Here is a 19,728-nt window from a genome sequence, read left to right as displayed (position 1 = left end):
TAGTGCTTGATTTCATTCATTTTTATCGTTCACCGATTATATTTTTTATTTACGGAAATCCTTTTAATTTGTTGTTTTTTGCATTGTTTGTGCTAAATTACGCCCCTATGAATGAACCAGTTAAGACAGAGCGCTTGGTTTCGCTCGACGTGTTCAGGGGAATAACCATAGCAGGGATGGTGCTTGTAAATAACCCTGGTACCTGGAGCACCATTTATCCGCCGCTGAAGCATGCGCCTTGGCACGGTTGTACTCCTACCGACCTGATTTTCCCCTTCTTCCTTTTTATCGTTGGTGTTGCCATCACCTACTCCATGAAGAAAAGAAAAGAACGCGGAGACTCTCAAAAACAGCTCATAATACAGATTATCCGAAGAGCGTTAATTTTATTCGGACTCGGAATCATCCTGGCAACTTTCCCCTTTTACAATTTTAACACCGGTGAGTGGCTTGATCCCTCAAAGATAAGAATTCCCGGAGTGCTTCAGCGAATTGGCGTGGTCTATCTGATTGCAGCGCTGTTGTTCCTGAAAACATCACTTAAAACGCAGGTAGGTATAGCCGCATTTTTCCTTTTGCTATACTGGGCATTGATGACACTGATTCCCGTGCCCGGTGTTGGCTACGCGAATCTTGAACCAACTACCAACCTTGCGGCATATATAGACAACCTTCTGCTGCAGGGGCATCTCTGGTCAGCAACAAAAGTGTGGGACCCTGAAGGCATCCTTTCAACAATTCCTGCAATAGCCACCACTCTCAGCGGAATTTTTCTTGGATACTGGCTCCTTTCCGATAATGACAAGATGACCAAGGTTATCTGGATTTTCGTATTTGCAAATTTTTCTGTAGTCCTTGGTTTATTCTGGGATCTGGCGTTCCCAATGAATAAAAACATCTGGACAAGTTCATACGTATTATATACAACAGGCCTGGCACTGCACTTCTTCGCGATGTGCTACTGGCTGATTGACATGAAAGGTTATACGTTCTGGATCAAGCCGTTTCTGGTTTATGGTTCAAACGCGATAACCGTATTCTTTCTTTCAGGAATTATGGCCCGCATGATGTCCATCATCCGCTGGGAAAAAGTTCCCGGCGAGGTTATCACGCTGAAAGGCTATATCTATGAATCCTTTTTTACGCCATACTTCCCCCCCATTAATGCATCTTTTGCCTTTGCACTCTTTTATGTGCTGCTCTGGCTCGGCATTATGTGGATTTTTTACGCTAAGAAAATCTTTATAAAGATATAGCGGAAACATATTGATGGCAGTGTGGTATAATAAGGGTTACACTTTTACGATTTTGTGTATTAGTCCAAACGATAATTACTGATAACTAATAAACACATAACAACAAACGGAGACACAATGAAGAAGTTCTTGTTTTTTCTTCTGCCGTTTATTCTGATCAGCGCCATTGAGGCCAAGGGCACTTCCGGCCGCGGAGATAAATCCGATGCTACCGTGAAGGCTGCCTCTTTGTATCTTGATATGGCAACTGTTCTGATTAAGCAGCAAAAGTTCGAGGAAGCCGCACAGGCATACCGCGATTACCTCGATGCAGACCCCAATGCCGACAAGGCATATTATCAGGATGTAATTGACTTGCTCCTGAGAGATGACAAGCCTGTGAAGATTGCAAATCTTGGCAGCAACGTCAACTCAGCCTCAGGCGAATACTTTCCTAGAGTTTCACCTGACGGAAAAACCCTCTACTTCACCGGTTATGACAGACCAGGCGGTTATGGCGGCGAAGATACATGGGTATCAAAGAAGCAGAGTGACGGAAGCTGGGGCAAAGCATATAACTTTGGCCCGCAGTTTAATACCGAAACTCACGAAGATATACTCGCAATTGCCTATGACGAAAGCTATGCTATCGCATTCGGCAACTACGAAGGAAGCTTCGGCGGCGGTGACCTTTTCTATATCGTAAAGAAAGGCGAACGCTGGACCATCCCCTGTAACCTTGGCGGAAGCATCAACTCCAGCAAGTGGGAAACACAGGCAAACCTCGGCCCTGACGGAAAGACCCTTCTTTTTGTTGCCTCAGGACGCTCTGACATCGTCGGTGCTTCTGATATATACGTCAGCCAGCTCACCGAAAACGGATGGACCAAGCCCCTTAATCTCGGAAGAACCATCAATACCTCACAGAATGAGTATTATCCCTTCCTGGCTGCAGACGGAAAGACTCTCTACTTTGCTTCAAACGGCCATGGCGGTCTCGGAGGTCTTGATCTTTTCTACTCAAAGAGAACCGGTGACGGCTGGACTGAGTGGTCAAAGCCCGTTAACCTCGGTAAATATATCAACACCCCGGGTGATGAAATTGACTTTTCAATCCCCGCTTCCGGTGATGTTGCTTATTACGTAAAAGAAGCAGGTGACGGTCACCAGGGCGAAACCGATATCTATTACTTCGAACTGCCTGATGATATGAGACCTGAAAAGGTATATACCATCTATGGTAAAGTTTCAGATGAAGACGGCAAACCTGTTCCGGCTATCATTCACTTCTTTGACAAAGCAACCGGAAAAGAAATTGCTACTGCAACCAGCAGCAGTTTTGACGGCAACTATAGCACCACGCTCCCCTACGGAATTGAATACTTCATCAGTATTGATATGAGAGGATTCCTTTATACATCATCAGAACTGAATCTGAAGGGTGTAAAGGATGAGGCAGGAAGAAAAGACTTCACTCTTCAGAAGATCCAGGTTGGTCTTAAGTTCGAGCTGAAGAATATCTATTTTGATTCAGGCAAAGCAACTCTGAAAGATGAATCACGCGTAGAACTCGATAAACTGTTTGACATTCTCACCAGAAGCGCAATCGTTATTGAGCTCGGCGGACATACTGACAGCGACGGAAGTGACGAAGCAAATGAAAAGCTTTCTCAGGACCGTGTTAACTCTGTAAAACAGTATCTTGTAAACAAAGGAGTTCCGTCCGACCGCATCAATGCAGTTGGCTACGGCGAAAAATTCCCGATTGCTGACAACAGCACTCCGGAAGGAAAAGCACAGAACAGACGTGTTGAAGTAAAAGTAACCCAGATCATCCCTGAAAAAGAAGGCGGTGAAGTGGTTACTGAAGAACCAACCAAAGAACAGAAAAAAGAAGATGCAAAGTTTGATATACTTGCAGCTCTCCGTTATGCTGCTGATATCGGCGGACTCCCCTCAGGAAGCCCTTGTACCAACGAAGCATATTTCTTCGCCGACAAACCGCTTTACAAGAAATCAACCAAAACCAACTGGGATGACATTGATTTCGGTCCTTCCAATGAAATTCTTGGCGGCTTCTCCGCTCATCTGCTGAACTTCGGACTAAACGCTGATAACAGCGGCTTTACCGGAGCAGGTATTCACTTTGATATGGGTGAAGGAGATGAATTCTTCCTCCACTATTATTTTGGTGTACCAGATAACGTAGACTGGGGCGGCGGATTTGGCCTCAACTATTTCTGGAGTTTCTATGACTGGTTTGGACATGATATCAGCCTCCTTTATGGTATTGATGCCAATGTCTGGAAATACTCAAACATTGACGATGCTGCCCTCTATATGGATATACCGGTAGGGCTCCGTTACAAGCATGAGCTTGCCGGATTCACACTCGGTTACGATGTGGCTTATAATATTGAAGGACTTAAATCCGACACTATTGAGAACGCATCTTATCTCCGTCTCGGAGTGAATGCCCGCTGGGGCATGTTCCAGGGTGGTCTGTTCATCAACTCAGGTGATGTTATAGATTACATGGGATTCCGTCTCGGAGTTACCTTCTAAGCTTTATTAGCTTAAACAAAAAATGCCGTTCCGGTTTTTTCCGGGACGGCATTTTTTTTAATTAGGAATAGGAAAGGAAGAATGGATAATGGACAATGGACAATGAAAAATGAAGAATTTTACTGAACCTCACTGCCGCGATATATTAATAACATTCAAAATCACAGTCATCCCACAACCCCGACGAGTCAGGGCGACATATTAATAACTTCCGCTAAAGCAAATCCCGCAGCAGCCGCGTAGCGATGACATATTAATAACAGCCATCATCACCCCAAAGGAATGAGCCGCGTAGCGGCGACCCGTTAATAGCAAACAACGAAAATGATCAATTCCTGAACCCGCAGCGCGGGTGACCCGTTAATAGAAGACGACATTCATTCCCACCTCCTAAACCCGAATCGATATTTCAATCGATATATAACATCATTGCACCTTCAATTTGCGAACTCTCCGGATTCGGGTGGGTTGTTGGGGGGCAATCGGCTCTACCAAGCTGTGAACCCTCCGGGTTCAATTTCCTCCTGACCACAGAGTGGTCATATATTGGTAGAAACATCAGATTCCCATAACACCGCCCTGACCGCAGAGCGGTCATAGATTTAAAAAATTCAACCGATATATAACATCATTGCACGTTCAATTTACGAATCCTCCGGATTCGGGTGGGTTGTGGGTGGGCAATCGGTTCTACCAAGCTGTGAACCCTCCGGGTTCAATCTGGTTGTGGGCGGGCAATCGGCTCTACCAAGCTGTGAACCCTCCGGGTTCAAATTTCCCTATGACCACAGAGTGGTCATAGATTGGTAGAAACATCAGATCCCCATAACGCCCCCCTGACCGCAACGCGGTCATAGATTATTTGTTAATCCCTTACACTATAAGATTCGAAGAAAACTTTTCTTCCGCTGCTTTTCTCAGGCGGATGGTATCTTTAATCGAAGTCTTACACTCAATCACATTGCATCCCGTAATTCTCCTGCCCAAGACTTCTGTAAGTTCGCTAACTGATTTCGGATTGTCATAACGGATATCAAAAGCGGAAATCAGTTTACGGTAATTTACTCCTGCCGGTGTATGATAATACTGCCGAATCATCTCTGGGAATCTTTTAACCGGCAGCATCTCAAAGATCTTTCCTCCTCCGTTGTTCAGAAGCACAATGGTCAGATTCAGATTGTTTTGTTTAATAATCTGCAGTGAGGTAAGGTCATAAAAGAATGATACATCCCCGATTATCAGAAACGTTCTTGATACACTTCCGGCTGCTATCCCCGCGGCGGATGCAATAATCCCGTCAATACCACTTGCCCCGCGGTTATGAAACAGGTTCAAACTGCCTCTGATAAGACCGGATATATAATCCAGATCCCTTGGGGGCATTGAGTTCCCAATCATCAGCAGATTGCGGGAAGTGCAGTTTTCAGCAACGGTTTTAATGATTTCCGCTTCAGTAAACAGAATACTCTCCAGACTGTGACGTTTGGCTTCTTCCGCCGCCTGCTCAAGTGCATGTATCCGTTCATAATAACTTGTATCAGAGAATTTCTTATTCTTTGCTGCTCTGATGGTCTCTTTAGCAAATGACGCTATATCAGCCGTGCAGACAATTGCCGTGTTACCGTAATCTCCCCTCTTCTCCCCTTCCCTGTTGACAACAACTCTTGTAACACCTTTCATCGAAAGAATTTCCTCCCCCGCTTTTGAAACAGGAAGATTTCCAAACTGAAAGATGATATCAGGTTTTATTTCACTTATAAGATTTCCGGCATATAAATGAAATGAATGAAATGTATGCCTGCTCTGATGCTGCTTGCTGATGCCGGAGAATGCATCACACAAAACCGGTGCTCCAAATGCATCAGCCAGCCGGCCGATATATGCTGAATCTTCTTTGCTTTTTACCGCATCCGGACCGCAGAAAATTACAAAATGGAATACAGAGGTAATTTTCTTATTCAGTTCAGAAGACATTTTATAGGCAGGAGGAAGCTTTTTTCCTGACTTGCTGGTAATCCGCAGTGATTTTTTCAGCATACGTATTTCTGCTGCAGCGAGATTATCCGTAAAAGCATCCGGTTCAAATGGTTTATCAAACTGAAGATTCAGATGCACCGGCCCGTTAAGCCCCCGGTCAATCAAATCAGAAAGTTCACCCAAAACTCCGGACCATTTTCTTGCATAGCGCTGATCAGGCTCCGGCTGTGGAACATCCCATGCCTTAATGACATGATCTCCGTATATATTGTTCTGATAAATCGTCTGATTGGCTCCTGTTCCACGTAGTTTAGCAGGCCGGTCAGCGGTTATAACGATAAGGGGTATTTTCTGAAAGAATGATTCAATAACTGCCGGCAGATACTCCGCCGCGGCAGTTCCTGAGGTGCAGATCAGGATAACCGGTTTTTTTGTGCTGCGTGCAAGACCGGAGGCAAAAAAACCTGCAGCCCGTTCATCTATTAAAGAATATGTTGAAATCTTTTTATTGCCGGCAGCGGCAAAAGTAAGGGGAGTGTTTCTTGAGCCGGGAGAAAGGACTGCATGCCTGATTTTTTTTGAAGCCAGGAAACTAATCAGGGCTTCAGAAAAAAAAATATTACGATTGATTTGCATACAGCAGATGCGCGGTGGCTGTTTTCAGCTTCACCGTGCTTTCTTCAAACTCCAATACCGGATCTGAGTTCTTTACGATTCCGCATCCGGCATAAGCTGCGAACACATTACCTCGCAGCAGAATAGATCTGATGGTAACCGCAAAGTCACAGTTACCGTTAAGAGTAAAATACCCCATGATACCTGCATAATAACCGCGCGGAGCCGCCTCAATTTCACGGATAATCTCAGCAGCTTTTTCTTTCGGGGTACCGCAGACTGCCGGAGTGGGGAAAATTCTGCTTACCAGGCGCAGTGCTGATGAAAGCCCGGGGGATTTCATACTGCCGGCAATCATCGTTTTCAGATGAAAAAGATTTCTGAGTTTCTTTATGGTCGGGGTTTTATCATACTGAATTTCACTGGAGAAGGCGCGCAGATTATCCAGCAGAAAATCACGTACCAGAATATGTTCATCAAGATCCTTCTCCGAAGTGCTCAGCACTTCAGACATCTCCTGTTCATTATAAATACCGTTCCGTTTGATGCTCCCCGCAATGGCTTCGGTATATATCTGGCCATCCTTTACGGAAAGAAGTTTTTCCGGAGTTGCGCCCATAAACACAGCATCCATGCAGCGGTAAAAATATCCGGTATCATGAGGATTTTCGGTCATCATCTCCGTAAAAACCTCTTCAGGCGCGGAGGGCTGAGGGAGCAGTCCCGTAATTCTTCTTGCAAGAACTACCTTAGAAACACTTCCGTGAACAATCTGATCTTTTATAAATTCAACTTTTTCCGACCACTCAGCCAGCTCCTTTTCGGGAAAAAACATTTGCTCTGAAGGAAGCGGATTGATGAACTCAGCAAAAACTTCCTGATCAGTACCGCCATATTCCGCCTGAAGGGTAATATGCACTTCCGTAAGCTCATGTTCAGTACGGATTTTCAGATATGCGGGTATATACCACTCAGACCAGGGGAGTTCTTTCCAGAAGGGATCACCTGAGGCATCATCAAAGCTGCTTATACCGAGAAAGAGCGGAAGAGACCGCATCTCAGGGGGCAAAATATCTGACGTGAGAGAGGCAAAAATATCAGCAAGCTCCTCCGGATTAAAATTCCGCAGGGTTACCGTTCTGCCTGAAGCAGTAATTACACTCCCTGAAGCAGCATCACGGTAAATGAAATCATTCTCTTTATCCATACCGGGCAGTGACAGATAATCCGCCCCGGCAAAAATACTGCGGATGATACGGAATTCCGTCCTGCTGAGAATCTCTTTCAGCTTATTTCTGATTTGGCCGGCCTGACTGCCGGTGTAGGCTTCGTCTCTTGTGAATGTCATAAAGTAAAAAAAACAATCATTAAATATACCGAGCTTGCAAAACTGATACAAAAGGCAGTTACTTCTTTGGCCATAAATGCCTTAAAAACCTGTATAAATTTTCATCAATGGGCTGTAAATAAACTCAACAGTCGAAAACCCTCAATAATGTTCAAAAACCCACATTATTGAAATTTCCTCAAAATGGGGTGTAGAATTTATTTACACACAACTGTAGAACATTTCAAGAGGTGAAAAAAGTTCATTCGTAACCCATTGATTTATAAGGGTTTATGAACTTGTTTTATTTCGGCCTTCTTTGGTACGCTTTATGCATAATATAGGGCAAACAACTTCTTAGGAGAAACAAAAATGGTCACTATCTTAGTAATATTAACTTTCGCACTCTTCATTCTTGCAGATTTCCTGATTCTCAGGAGACAACAGAAAGTGCACCCCGCGATTGCTTCGGAAGAGGTATTCGACAAATCAACACTTGTTATCCCCGCTAACTACTCGGTAGCAAAAAATCACCTCTGGTTAAGAGAAGCTAAGGAAGGCGTTTATCTTGGCATAGATGAATTCCTGGCAAAGTCACTTGGCAGAGTAAAAATGCACGCCCTCAAGAATGCCGGCGATATCGTGAAGAAGGGCGACCCTATTATGAAGCTGAGCTTTAATAAAGGCAAGAGCCTGATACTGAAATCACCCGTTGACGGTACCGTTCAGAACGTAAATAATATCGAAGGCCCCGTGCACGATGATATTTATGACAAAAACTGGGCAGTAATGCTGGTTCCCGATAACGCAATCTCTTCATTCAGCTCTGTCATCCGTCCCGAAAAGGCAGCAAAATGGCTGAAAACTGAATTCTCAAGATTTAAGGACTTCCTCTCATTCAGCTTTAACGGTCATCCTGAACTCGGTCTCACGATGATGGACGGCGGAAACATCATGGAAGGTGTAGCCGGTCAGCTCAGTGAAGAAGACCTCAGATCATTCGAAAACGACTTCCTTAAAATGTGAGGAATACGAAAATGGCAACTCAATATGGATTACTCTTTGATGTTACAGAATGTGTTGGCTGCGGCGAGTGCTATTCTGCATGCAAAGTGAAAAATGGATTAAAAGAGCCAAAAGAAGATTTCCTGACCGATCATCTTTCACAGCATACCTACACGGTTCTTGAGGATCATGACGGTGATTATATGCGCAGAATGTGCATGCACTGCAGTGATCCTGCATGTGCATCGGTCTGCCCGATCGCCGCAATTGTTAAAACCCCTGAAGGACCGGTTGTTTACGACGGTGATAAGTGCATGGGATGCCGCTATTGTATGCAGGCCTGCCCGCACCATATCCCCCGTTACGAATGGTTCAGCAATACACCTGTCATCCATAAATGCACTATGTGTTACGACCGCGTAAAGAACGGCGAACAGACCGCGTGTGCTGAAGCTTGCCCGACCGGTGCAACGCTTTTTGGAGATCTTGAAGAACTCAAGATTGAAGCCAAGAGAAGAATCGAAGAAAACCCCGATAAATATTATCCTGAAGTATACGGTATGACTGAAGCCGGCGGAACCAATGTTCTTATACTTTCACCTGTTTCCTTTGATCAGCTCGGATTGGCAACCAACCTGCCGAATAGTCCTCTGCCGCAGCTTACCCAGCAGGCACTGGATAAAATACCGGCAGTAGTAGGAGCCGGAAGCGTATTCCTTACCGGAATGTACTGGCTGACCAAGAGAAAAAATCAGATAGCAAAAGAAAAGAACCATATCGGTGAAGGAGACTCAAAATGAAAACTAAGATATTATCTCTGTTTACGTTCTGGAGAATAGTCGGTGGGCTTATTATCATCACTGGTCTCTATTACACTTATATCCGCTTCACGCAGGGTATCGGAGCAATTGCAAACCTCTCGGATGTATCTCCGTGGGGACTTTGGATCGGGTTTGATATACTATGCGGAGTAGGGCTTGCCGCAGGCGGATTCACCATCTGTGCGGTCACCCATATCTTTAATATCGAACGCTTTAAACCGCTCACAAGACCTGCAATACTGACGGCATTTCTGGGTTATGTTCTGGTAGTAGTTGCGCTCATGGTTGACCTCGGCAAACCCTGGAATATCTGGCATGCAATTATCATGTGGAACCCCCGCTCAGTGATGTTTGAAGTGGCCTGGTGCGTTATGCTCTATACAACCGTGCTGTTTCTTGAATTCAGTCCGGTGATTGTTGAGAGATATAATCTTCATACGCTTCAGAAAATACTGAACAAGATAGCGCTTCCGGTAATGATACTCGGAGTAATTCTTTCAACGCTGCATCAGTCGTCATTAGGATCACTCTTTCTTATCGTTCCGCAAAAGATGCATCCGTTATGGTACACCCCGATGCTGCCGGTATATTTCTACCTGACAGCCATCGCAACCGGATTTGCCATGGTGGTTTTTGAATCGTATCTGAGTTCACGTGCTTTCGGAAAAGAACTCGAATTACCGCTGCTTTCAACCTGCGGTCTTATAAGCGTTTCAACACTTGGCATTTACTTTGTCATGAAAATAACCGAACTGAGCATTAATGGCAATATCTCGTATATCCTCGCGGGAGATTTCCTCGCAAATATGTTCCTGGCTGAAATGCTGGTCGGCGTGATAATTCCGGCAGCCATTCTGCTGAGCAAACATCGCAGAAGAAACCGGACTTATCTGTACACAGGAATCACCTTTGTGATTATGGGATTCCTGATGAACAGAATGAACGTCGGTGTTACCTCAATATCAGTATATACCGGTACAAATTATTTCCCGTCAATCGGCGAAATATCAATAACTCTGATGATTGTAGTGCTTGGGATGATGACGTTTAAGTTTGCAGTAAAGAACTTCCCGGTATTTTCTGCACACCATTAATCAGTAAGTAAATAAAAACAGAAGGTGCGTCATGAAAACTCAAACCGTAAAATCCTGTCTCTGGTCAGACTGCGGTGTTATCAGTTTTCGGCTGTGTGAACGCAATTTCCGGTGCAAAGATTGCCCGATTGAGCTGGCCTTAAAAAGCAAAGTCAGCGGCGATGAATATCATGATAACGGACACCTGACAACTTTGGAACTGACCCGTACTTTTTTAAGGAATCTGTTCTTCTCTGAAAGTTGTTTATATCTGAAGAATCATGTGGTCCTCAGACACATAATTTCCAACTCATATCTGGCCGGTCTGAGTGATCTGATGCGCCTTCTGTTTTTGAACTTCAATCTTTCCGTATTGCAAAGTGCGGGGAAGCTGCAGACTTCCCCATACTTTCTGCTTACCTCCCCTGAATACAGATTCAGGATTCCACTTCCCGCGCATAATATCCTCTTTACCCCCGAGGAAGACTCCGCTGTTGAAAATCAGTGGCAGCTTGTTGCAGAAGTCCCTGAACTGACTCACGATCTCCTTCTTTCCAAGAAAGAATACCTCTCGCAGAAGATGCACATTGTTGGTGAATTCCTGAACCGGCTTGGCGCAATGGCTAAGGAAACAGACGCAAATCCGATGCAGCCCGCTTTCCAGTACTCGTATGAGCTCATGGGTTCAGAAGATTTCATCCGGACAGCTGCTATTCTGGGCGCAGAGGCAGTTTAGTTTCTCAGTTTTTAGACTCGGCACTCCTGAAAAACCCCTAAAATTGTTGAAAAATCAATCATTTTGATTGATTTATTCGGCACAATTATTGGTAACACGCAGTAACAATAGTGCAGTAACATTGCATCGCCTTAGCGTTAAACTTATTTTATTAATATCAGGAACACTCATCCTGTTCCTGACCGCCTACACGTGGTTTACAACCTCCCAGCTCAGGGAGAATCTGTCCGTTTCTCTGAGCAGAAATAGCTATGAGCTGAGCGAAATAGTTGTCGGCTCAACCCGGTACGGAATGCTCCTTAACAGGAAAGAGGATGTCCATCAAATAATAAATACCATCGGGCAGCAGCCCGGTGTTGACCGGATACGAATCTACAACAAAAACGGTGAGATTGTCTTTTCCACCGATTCATCAGAAATCGGCAAAATGGCTGATCCCAATGCAGAAGCATGCATCGTGTGCCACCTCCCCAACGGAGAAATTGTAAGCGCGCTTCCATCCGATCAGCTTATCCGGCTTTTCACCTCTGAGGACGGCCGGCAGATGCTTGGTTTGATTCATCCTATAAATAATGAGAAGGACTGCTACACGGCTGAGTGCCACGCGCATGAGAAGGACAGAAGTCTGCTCGGTGTGGTGGATGTGATAGTCCCGACTGAAATGATGAACCAGACCATTGCCGAGAATAATAAGAATATTATCTACAGCGCTCTGGTAATTACCATATTGCTTTCAGGCCTCACCTTCCTTTTTATCATGCAGTATATAAACAGGCCGATACATAAACTGGTAGAAGGAATCAAGCAGGTCAGCCAAGGAAATTTAAATTATAAAATCAATCTCTCTTCAAATGATGAGTTCGGAACAGTTTCGGGTGAATTTGACCAGATGACCGAAAAGCTTAATACTGCTTACATGGAACTGCATGAGTGGTCTGAAACACTTAATGAAAAAGTTGAGCAGAAAAATGCCGAGCTTAAAAAGATATATGAGCAGATTACACAGATTGAAAAGCTTGCCTCTCTCGGAAAGCTCTCAGCTACCGTGGCGCATGAACTGAATAACCCTCTTGAGGGAATACTCACCTACGCAAGAGTTATCAAGAAAAAGCTTGAAAAGCAGAGCAAAGATGAACATAAAGAGATTATCTCCTTCCTGGAAGTAATAGGAGATGAATCAGCCCGCTGCGGTAGAATAGTGAAAGACCTTCTGCTTTTCAGCCGCCAGCAGGAGGAAGTCCGGCAGCCGGCAGATATCACGCATTTGATAGAAAAAGCGCTGCTGCTTATTAATCATCATTTTCAGATTAATAAAATAGCCATTATTCGGAATTATGCTCCCTCTTTGCCTCAGGTAACCTGTGACCCGCAGAAAATTGAACAGGCGCTTGTGGCTCTTCTGATGAATGCCGTGGAAGCAATGGGGCCGGGAGGCAGCATAACGATTACCACAGCATTTTCTCACGGAAAACTCTATATATCCATCACTGACCAGGGTAAAGGAATTGAGGATAAAGACCTCCCCTATATATTTGAGCCGTTCTACTCGACCAAAAAGGAACAAAAAGGAACCGGGCTCGGACTTGCCGTTGTCTACGGCATTATTACCAGTCACGGGGGTACTATATCAGTGAAGGAAACTTCTGTTAACGGAACAACTATTGAAATCATTTTACCGGTGGAACTATCATGACTATACAGCCCAGAATTCTGATCGTTGACGATGAACAGATTGTCCGTGAATCACTCAAGCAGTGGTTCATTGAGGATGATTATGACGTCGAAACTGCAGAGGACGGAGAAACTGCTTTAAAGAAATTTGAGAAAGGCAAGTATGACCTGATCCTTGCGGATATTAAAATGCCGGGCATCAGCGGACTTGAACTTCTTGAGAAACTGAAGGCGGAAGATCCTTCTGCAATTATAATACTCATAACCGCATTTGCCTCGGTGCCAACTGCCATTAAAGCTCTTAAGGCCGGTGCTTATGATTATATAACCAAACCGGTTGATCCGGATGAGCTGTCTCATGTGGTTAAACGGGCAGTAGATCAAAAAAAGCTGCTGCGCGAAAATGAAGTGCTCAAGGACAACATTGATGTTGTGCTGCGGCCGGATAACCTGGTGGGTGACAGTCTTCAGATGCAGAAGATATATGAACTGATTAAAACCGTTGCACCCACAGATACTACGGTTCTCATCCGTGGTGAAAGCGGAACAGGGAAAGAACTTGTTGCCAAGGCGATTCATCTTAACAGTAAACGGAAATACTTCCCCATCATCACCGTGAATTGCGGAGCGTTGGCAGAGTCCCTGCTGGAAAGCGAACTCTTCGGCCATGAAAAAGGAGCATTTACCGGTGCGCAGTTCCGCCGCAAAGGGAAGTTTGAAATGGCACATGAGGGCACCATCTTCCTTGACGAAATAGGCACCATCAGCCCAAAGATGCAGATAGAACTGCTCCGAGTGATTGAGACAAAACAGTTCACCCGTGTAGGCGGCAATGAACTGATTACCAGTGACTTCAGAGTAATAGCCGCTACCAATGAGCCTCTTGAAAACTGCGTAAAGGAAGGAAAATTCCGTGAGGATCTGTATTACCGCCTGAACGTTTTTACCGTATTTATACCGCCGCTCCGTGAACGTACTGATGATGTGGAACAACTTGCCTATTACTTCCTTGAACGCTTCTGTAATTCCATGAACAAGCGGAAGAAAAAGATTTCAGAGGAAGCACTTCTGTTCCTCAAGAATTATACATGGCCGGGGAACGTGCGTGAGCTTGAAAACGCGATTGAACGCGCTGTGGTTATTTCAAAAACTGATGAAATCACCTTCGAAGATCTCCCCTTCCACCTGAGAGAAGAAGATCTGAATATGGACGAAGATGACAAGAGTATGGCATCGGTTGAGAAAAAGCATATCATGAAAGTGCTGAATGAGAACCGGTGGAACATCTCAAAAACATCAAAAGTTCTCGGCATAGACCGTGTTACGCTCTATAATAAACTTAACCGTTATCATTTAGAAAAACCGCGCTGAACTGAAGGAAGAAGGTGAGTTTCCGGCTCTTCCCCCTGCAGTTCCCTGACCGGAGGTCAGTGCTCAAGGTTGAAATGATTCTGATGGATACCTTCAGGGGAGGTGTGCATATCTCTGACTTTCAGCCGGATATCAGTGATGCATTTTCACCGGAACGTGGGCAGTATATATCATCCAAAATCCTGCTGAAATATCTGAACCATTCAAAAGACTCCCGCGAAAAGAAGCTTATCCTGACCGGTGTTGATCTTGCCACCCCGGTGCTCAGTTATGTTTTTGGCGAGGCACAGCTTCACGGAAACCTTGCCATCGTCTCATCTTTCCGGCTGCATGAGGAGCTTTACAGCGGTGAGGCAAACCGGGATCTTTACGAACAGCGGCTGCAGAAAGAAGTCCTGCATGAACTGGGGCACAATTTCGGGTTATTGCACTGCAAGGATTGGGAATGCGTGATGCATTCATCCTCCATCATCGAAGAAGTTGATCTGCGCGGAGGGTTTTACTGCAAGAAGTGCAGGTCATCAATAAGACATCATCTCTGCTGAACCATACACCTCTTTTCTGTTTTCCCTGAGACGATCCCTCCCATATTCTTCCCTGAGACGCCGCAAATGCAATAATTCTTGTTAATAAAAAATCCTCGTGGCATTTGCGACGTCTCTACGACGGATTATTTTCGTAGAGACATTGCAATCGCCGCATCAGACATAGATAATTGGAAAATCCCTTACGGCGATTGCAGTGTCTCATGAATGCCAGATTCAAACATCATTATTATTGAAAATCAAATATATCGGAATGTCAATATTACAAATCCCTCCCATATTCGCCCCTGAGACGACGCAATTGCATTAAATCGTGTTATTTAAAATCCTCGTGGCATTTGCATCGTCTCTACCAAAGACATTTCCATTTTCCCGCGGGGATTTCGTTGTTTATGAAATTCAAAAATACAAATCTTCTTCCATAGTCTGATATATATTGGTATAGCTCTCATACCGGTCGGCGGTGATTTCGCCTGATTCAACCGCGTCACGGATTGCGCAGTCAGGTTCGTGTGTGTGGGTGCACCGGGTAAACCGGCACTGGCCGAAGTATGGTTCAAACTCCCTGAAATAATGACATAAATCCTCTTTGGTGATGCCGTAAGGATCTATCTCCCGGATTCCGGGGGAGTCAATGATCTGTGTTGACGTATTAACATCGTGCAGACTGACCGTTACCGTGGTGTGAATTCCTTTATTCGAAAAATTACTTACTTCCCCGGTCTGGAAGTTTAATCCGGGATACAATACGTTAAAGAGTGATGACTTGCCGACTCCGGAGTGTCCCCAGACAAACGAACATTCACTCTCAAGCTGTTCCCGCAGCTCGGGAATCCCCTCATTGGTTACTGCCGAAGTAAGAAAAACCGGGTAATTCAGGTCTGTGTATATATCCCTGATTTCCTCAAACACTCTGCGCTCTTCAGGGAACAACAGATCCATTTTGTTAATGACGATCATTGGCTTAATCTGAGAACTTTCAGCGGCAACCAGAAAGCGGTCAAGGGAACGGTTATTAAAGGAGGGCGAAACGGTTGAAAACACCACAATCACCTGAGTGATATTGGCAGCAATAATCTGCTCGAAGCGTTCCCCGCGGTAAGAGCCCCCTTTCAGTTTGGGTGCTTTGCGGGAAAGGTAGTTATCTCTGGTCAGAATTTCCTCAATAACCCCGGTACCGTCCTTTTCCATACTTATGGAAACATAATCCCCAACTGCAATCACATCAAGGATAAACATTTTATCCTTTTTCAGCCGGTTTTCAATCTTGAATTTTCCGCGAAGGCTGCATCTGATAAAATCCTCCCCCCCTTCAGGTTTTACATAGATATCCTTGCTTTCAATTTTATAGACTCTGGCTTTGACGGCTCACCTTTGGATTATTTTCAGATATACAAAAATAAAAAAGGACAGCCATATCCTGACTGTCCCTTTTCCTTAAAATATTATTCCATCAAAAACGGTAGCCGAATGATAGCATCAGGCGGTTTGTGGTAATACTCTGCTGGGTTCGGGAGAGATTACTGCCGTAATTGTCTCCGAAATTGTCATAAAACCCTCTTACAAATGCCAGGTCAAGTGAAATGATACCATCTACAAGGAATCCGCCGCCAAGGGTAACATATTTCCGGTCATAGGCAGCATCATCACCGTCATAAGGGGATTTTTGCACAAAGTAACCGCCCCGGATACGGAAGTTGGTTGTGGGTATCAGGTACTCGGCCCCGACATTATAGTTCATAACCGCAGTCAGGAGTTCCTTTGCCCTTTTGTTTATATTCACCAGTTCGGCCTCAGAAATACCAATACCATTGCTGAATTCCATCTGAGTATAATCAGTAAGGGTCACTTCACCGGAAAGAATCAGCCCGGTCAGATTGACCGCTCCCCCCACGGAAAACTCAAAAGGTGTGGTTATATCATATTCGGTACTAAATTCATAGTCAGCTTCATCAAGAGTACGACGTGTGCCGTTACCCCAGTCTGAGTAGCCGCTTGCGTAAAACTTCTCCTTAACCGTATAATATTTCGGGAACTGGATCTTAAGCCCGAAACGAGCCATCTTGTTAATCTGATAAAGCACGCCGAGTTTGAAATCCCATCCCTGCATCTCCCAGTCAAGGGTGCGGTTCAGAAAGAAGGTTTCAAAGTCACGGGTGAAGGTATAACCCGGAGCTACGATAGTTGTATCATAGAACCCCCGGGTATCATCCTCATAAAAATCGCGGGAATTCTTATAGGTACCTGAAGATATATTAAGAGTGCCGCCAACAAAAATATCTTTATATACTTCCACGCCGGCAGTGAAAGCATAATTTTCCAGTGAACCTGACTCCAGAGTATTGCCGCTTTGATTCAGATTGCTGTTAAGGATGGTATTGCCGTCCTCATCTGTCATAAAGAGATCATAAGGCACATCCGTGTCAATGGCAAGGTCAGCAATCAGAGATGAACCTGGGTTAAAGCCGTCAAAGCTGAGTCCTCCGGTATATAAATGAGATGTGCTGTAACCTGCCCCTACCACAAAGCTTCCCCTGAGCGTAGGGAAAGGAAAAATAAATGAAAGACTGCTCAGATTGGTCGCACTGTTATTATACTTGCTTTTATTGCCGAGGAATGTAACATCGTTATTATAGCTGAAATAGTCCAGGTTACCGGTGAATTCAAGTTTTTTTACCAGACCTATGCCGGCCGGATTATAAAACATACCGGTACCGTCATCACTAAGGGCTGTATAGCTGTTGCCCATGCCGAGTGCACGGACACCTGAATTGGTGCCGAATGCTGAAAGGCGGAGCCCGTCACTGAGCCCCTGTGCAGAAATCTGATTTCCGGCAAAAAGCAATATGAGTATCAGATATATATTTTTTTTCATGATCATTATCTTCGTTTAGGAGTTGTACGGTTTCCGTCATCGTTGCGCAGGTTTTTCTTGTCTCCCCCGCTGCTGCGGTTGGATGAATTGTTATTGTTCTGATTCCCCTCATCAGCGTTAACATTTTTCTTTTCAGTTTCACGGGATGTGTTGCCGGAAGTAGAATTGCCGCCTCCGTTGCTGGATCGTGTAGCACCGCCCCCGCCGCCGCTGCCGCCACCGGTCTCACGCAGACGGTCAAAAGTACCGCCATCAATGCGATTGGGATTAATATCTTTCGAAACCATTGGATTCACATACCACCAGGGAAGGTTGTAATAGTCAAACCAGGTTGCCTGCTCCTCTACGCGGGGAGCATATATCCAGCCGTCTTCGTAACTCATTTCCTCCGCTTCATCACCTGACTCAAGGCGTATCAGTTCTTCCTCGTAGGTGTTCTCCGTCGTCAGAAGAACCGTGTAGCATCCGGTGAATGGTATAAGCAGTAAAAACGCGATATATACAATCAGTGATTTCAAAATTATCTTCTCCTTGATGAATTATCATCACGGCTGCTTCCGCCGCCAGATGATCTGCTGTTATTTCCGCCGCCGGATCTGTTGCCAGAAGATGAGCGGCTGCTGTTATCATTATTCCGTGAAGGAGGTGAATAGGAGCGGTTTGAGCTCCTGTTGTCATTCCGCGATGAATTCCGTTCTTTATTGATCGTGCCGTCATTACGGTTATTTTCACGCTTCCGTTCAGTATTTACTGAGTTATTCCTGCGGTTGCTCTCATTATTGTTTTCGCGCTTCCGTTCAGGCGTTACATTATTGTTACGGTTGGTGTTATTCTCATTATTGTTTTCTCGCTTCCGGGGGTTAACCGTCGGTGACTTCCTGTTGTTTTCGTTATCACGGGAATCACGTTTTTTATCCTTGATATCTGATTTCCGCTCATTATCCTTATAGTCACGGCGGATTTTAGTTTCCTCATCACGGCGCCGTTTATTTTCATTCAGATCGGTACGGCGGTCATCGCGGGTATTATTCCAGGTATCATTATTTCTTACATCACGGCTGCGGTCACGGGTAGTAATACCATCACGGGTATCCCTGTCACGGCGTCCTGTATCAAAGGCATTCCGGTCTCTGGTAACATCAACATCCACGCTGTTGTTTCTTCTCCCCTTAAAACCATCACGGGAAGTATAACTGTTCCTCAGACCGTCATTATTGCGGAGCCGCGCAAGATCATCGGTTCTGTAGCGGTATCCATCGCTGTAGCCGTAATAATTGTAGGAGCTATAGTTATAAGCCCAGTATGGGTAGTAGTAATGCGGACCCCAATACGAGTATAGCCCCGGATACCAGTCAAATCCGCAGAAGGTCGGGTACCAGGGATCCCACCAGAAATAGCTCCACCCGCTGTGGAAATACCAGACAGGTGAATAGTGGTAGCCAATGATAATGGTGGACGAAGGGTAATACCCTCCGAAATACCGGCGGTATGACCCAAAATTTCCGTCAAAATAATAATTGTTTACAATGGTGGTCTCATCATCATAAACCGTGTCGGATTCCACATAGGACTCCTCATCACCATACCGCTCCGGTTCGTAAGTGTTCCGGGAGTAGGTGTAATCATCGCTTTCTTCAACAGCAAGCTGCGTGTAGCAGCCGGTAAAAAGCAGCGGTAAAACCAGCAGATAAATATATGTTTTCATGACTCTTGGCTCCATTGTACTAAAGGGTATCGAGCAAAAATTGTGCCTGAAAAATCCTTTATTATAAAGAAAAATAAAGCTCACTCCTAAAATAGTGTCTAATTCTGAAACCGGCAGTGTACATTTTAATGTACAATGTACGATTTATAATGCACGGATCTCGACCGTTCCGGACAGACCGTAACTTCTCCAGAGAGGGTAAATTTA

15 protein-coding genes are annotated in these 19,728 nt (G+C 44.9%); 9 read left to right on the top strand and 6 right to left on the bottom strand.

Annotated elements, in window-relative coordinates:
- Window positions 1–107 precede the first annotated feature (107 nt).
- Both HRU80_07105 and HRU80_07100 read left to right on the top strand, forming a co-directional pair.
- Window positions 108–1,256: a DUF5009 domain-containing protein gene (locus tag HRU80_07105; protein ID QOJ28656.1), complete on the top strand. Its 1,149-nt coding sequence runs from the start codon at window positions 108–110 to the stop codon at window positions 1,254–1,256.
- 117 nt (window positions 1,257–1,373) lie between these two features.
- Window positions 1,374–3,800: an OmpA family protein gene (locus HRU80_07100; GenBank protein ID QOJ28655.1), complete on the top strand. Its 2,427-nt coding sequence runs from the start codon at window positions 1,374–1,376 to the stop codon at window positions 3,798–3,800.
- A gap of 873 nt (window positions 3,801–4,673) precedes the next feature.
- Here HRU80_07100 and menD read toward each other — a convergent pair.
- Both menD and HRU80_07090 read right to left on the bottom strand, forming a co-directional pair.
- Window positions 4,674–6,413 carry a 2-succinyl-5-enolpyruvyl-6-hydroxy-3-cyclohexene-1-carboxylic-acid synthase gene (menD, locus tag HRU80_07095; GenBank protein ID QOJ28654.1) on the bottom strand — a complete coding sequence of 580 codons (1,740 nt, stop codon included), beginning with the start codon at window positions 6,411–6,413 and terminating at the stop codon, window positions 4,674–4,676.
- Window positions 6,397–7,740: a chorismate-binding protein gene (locus HRU80_07090; GenBank protein ID QOJ28653.1), complete on the bottom strand. Its 1,344-nt coding sequence runs from the start codon at window positions 7,738–7,740 to the stop codon at window positions 6,397–6,399. Before HRU80_07090 ends, menD begins: the two co-directional genes overlap by 17 nt.
- A gap of 351 nt (window positions 7,741–8,091) precedes the next feature.
- Here HRU80_07090 and HRU80_07085 point away from each other — a divergent pair, with 351 nt between their 5' ends.
- The 7 genes from HRU80_07085 to HRU80_07055 all read left to right on the top strand — a co-directional run bounded on the left by HRU80_07085 (window position 8,092) and on the right by HRU80_07055 (window position 14,941).
- Window positions 8,092–8,745: a hypothetical protein gene (locus HRU80_07085; GenBank protein ID QOJ28652.1), complete on the top strand. Its 654-nt coding sequence runs from the start codon at window positions 8,092–8,094 to the stop codon at window positions 8,743–8,745.
- A gap of 11 nt (window positions 8,746–8,756) precedes the next feature.
- A complete protein-coding gene (locus HRU80_07080) occupies window positions 8,757–9,524 on the top strand; it encodes a 4Fe-4S dicluster domain-containing protein (protein ID QOJ28651.1) in 768 nt (255 codons plus the stop codon).
- Complete coding sequence (gene hybB / locus HRU80_07075) at window positions 9,521–10,639, top strand: Ni/Fe-hydrogenase cytochrome b subunit (protein ID QOJ28650.1); 1,119 nt, start codon at window positions 9,521–9,523, stop codon at window positions 10,637–10,639. The genes HRU80_07080 and hybB overlap by 4 nt, the downstream gene beginning before the upstream one ends.
- 31 nt (window positions 10,640–10,670) lie before the next feature.
- Complete coding sequence (locus tag HRU80_07070; GenBank protein ID QOJ28649.1) at window positions 10,671–11,354, top strand: hypothetical protein; 684 nt, start codon at window positions 10,671–10,673, stop codon at window positions 11,352–11,354.
- A gap of 88 nt (window positions 11,355–11,442) precedes the next feature.
- The gene (locus HRU80_07065) at window positions 11,443–13,047 is read left to right on the top strand and encodes a HAMP domain-containing protein (protein ID QOJ28648.1); all 1,605 of its coding nucleotides are present in this window, start codon (window positions 11,443–11,445) and stop codon (window positions 13,045–13,047) included.
- A complete protein-coding gene (locus HRU80_07060) occupies window positions 13,044–14,396 on the top strand; it encodes a sigma-54-dependent Fis family transcriptional regulator (GenBank protein QOJ28647.1) in 1,353 nt (450 codons plus the stop codon). Before HRU80_07065 ends, HRU80_07060 begins: the two co-directional genes overlap by 4 nt.
- 14 nt (window positions 14,397–14,410) lie before the next feature.
- Window positions 14,411–14,941, top strand: a complete 531-nt coding sequence (locus HRU80_07055; protein ID QOJ28646.1) for an archemetzincin — start codon at window positions 14,411–14,413, stop codon at window positions 14,939–14,941.
- Window positions 14,942–15,340: 399 nt separating this feature from the next.
- On the opposite strand, the gene rsgA is transcribed toward HRU80_07055, so the two are convergent.
- The 4 genes from rsgA to HRU80_07035 all read right to left on the bottom strand — a co-directional run bounded on the left by rsgA (window position 15,341) and on the right by HRU80_07035 (window position 19,521).
- Window positions 15,341–16,270: a ribosome small subunit-dependent GTPase A gene (rsgA, locus tag HRU80_07050; protein QOJ30484.1), complete on the bottom strand. Its 930-nt coding sequence runs from the start codon at window positions 16,268–16,270 to the stop codon at window positions 15,341–15,343.
- 124 nt (window positions 16,271–16,394) lie between these two features.
- On the bottom strand, window positions 16,395–17,816 hold the full coding sequence (locus tag HRU80_07045) for a hypothetical protein (protein QOJ28645.1): 1,422 nt from the start codon (window positions 17,814–17,816) through the stop codon (window positions 16,395–16,397).
- 5 nt (window positions 17,817–17,821) lie between these two features.
- Complete coding sequence (locus HRU80_07040) at window positions 17,822–18,334, bottom strand: hypothetical protein (protein QOJ28644.1); 513 nt, start codon at window positions 18,332–18,334, stop codon at window positions 17,822–17,824.
- 2 nt (window positions 18,335–18,336) lie between these two features.
- Window positions 18,337–19,521 carry a hypothetical protein gene (locus HRU80_07035; GenBank protein ID QOJ28643.1) on the bottom strand — a complete coding sequence of 395 codons (1,185 nt, stop codon included), beginning with the start codon at window positions 19,519–19,521 and terminating at the stop codon, window positions 18,337–18,339.
- Window positions 19,522–19,728 lie beyond the last annotated feature (207 nt).

It is taken from the genome of Ignavibacteriales bacterium (genome assembly GCA_015709675.1).
Classification (GTDB): Bacteria; Bacteroidota; Ignavibacteria; order Ignavibacteriales; family Ignavibacteriaceae; genus H2-BAC3.
This window is presented reverse-complemented; position numbering and strand designations above follow the sequence as displayed.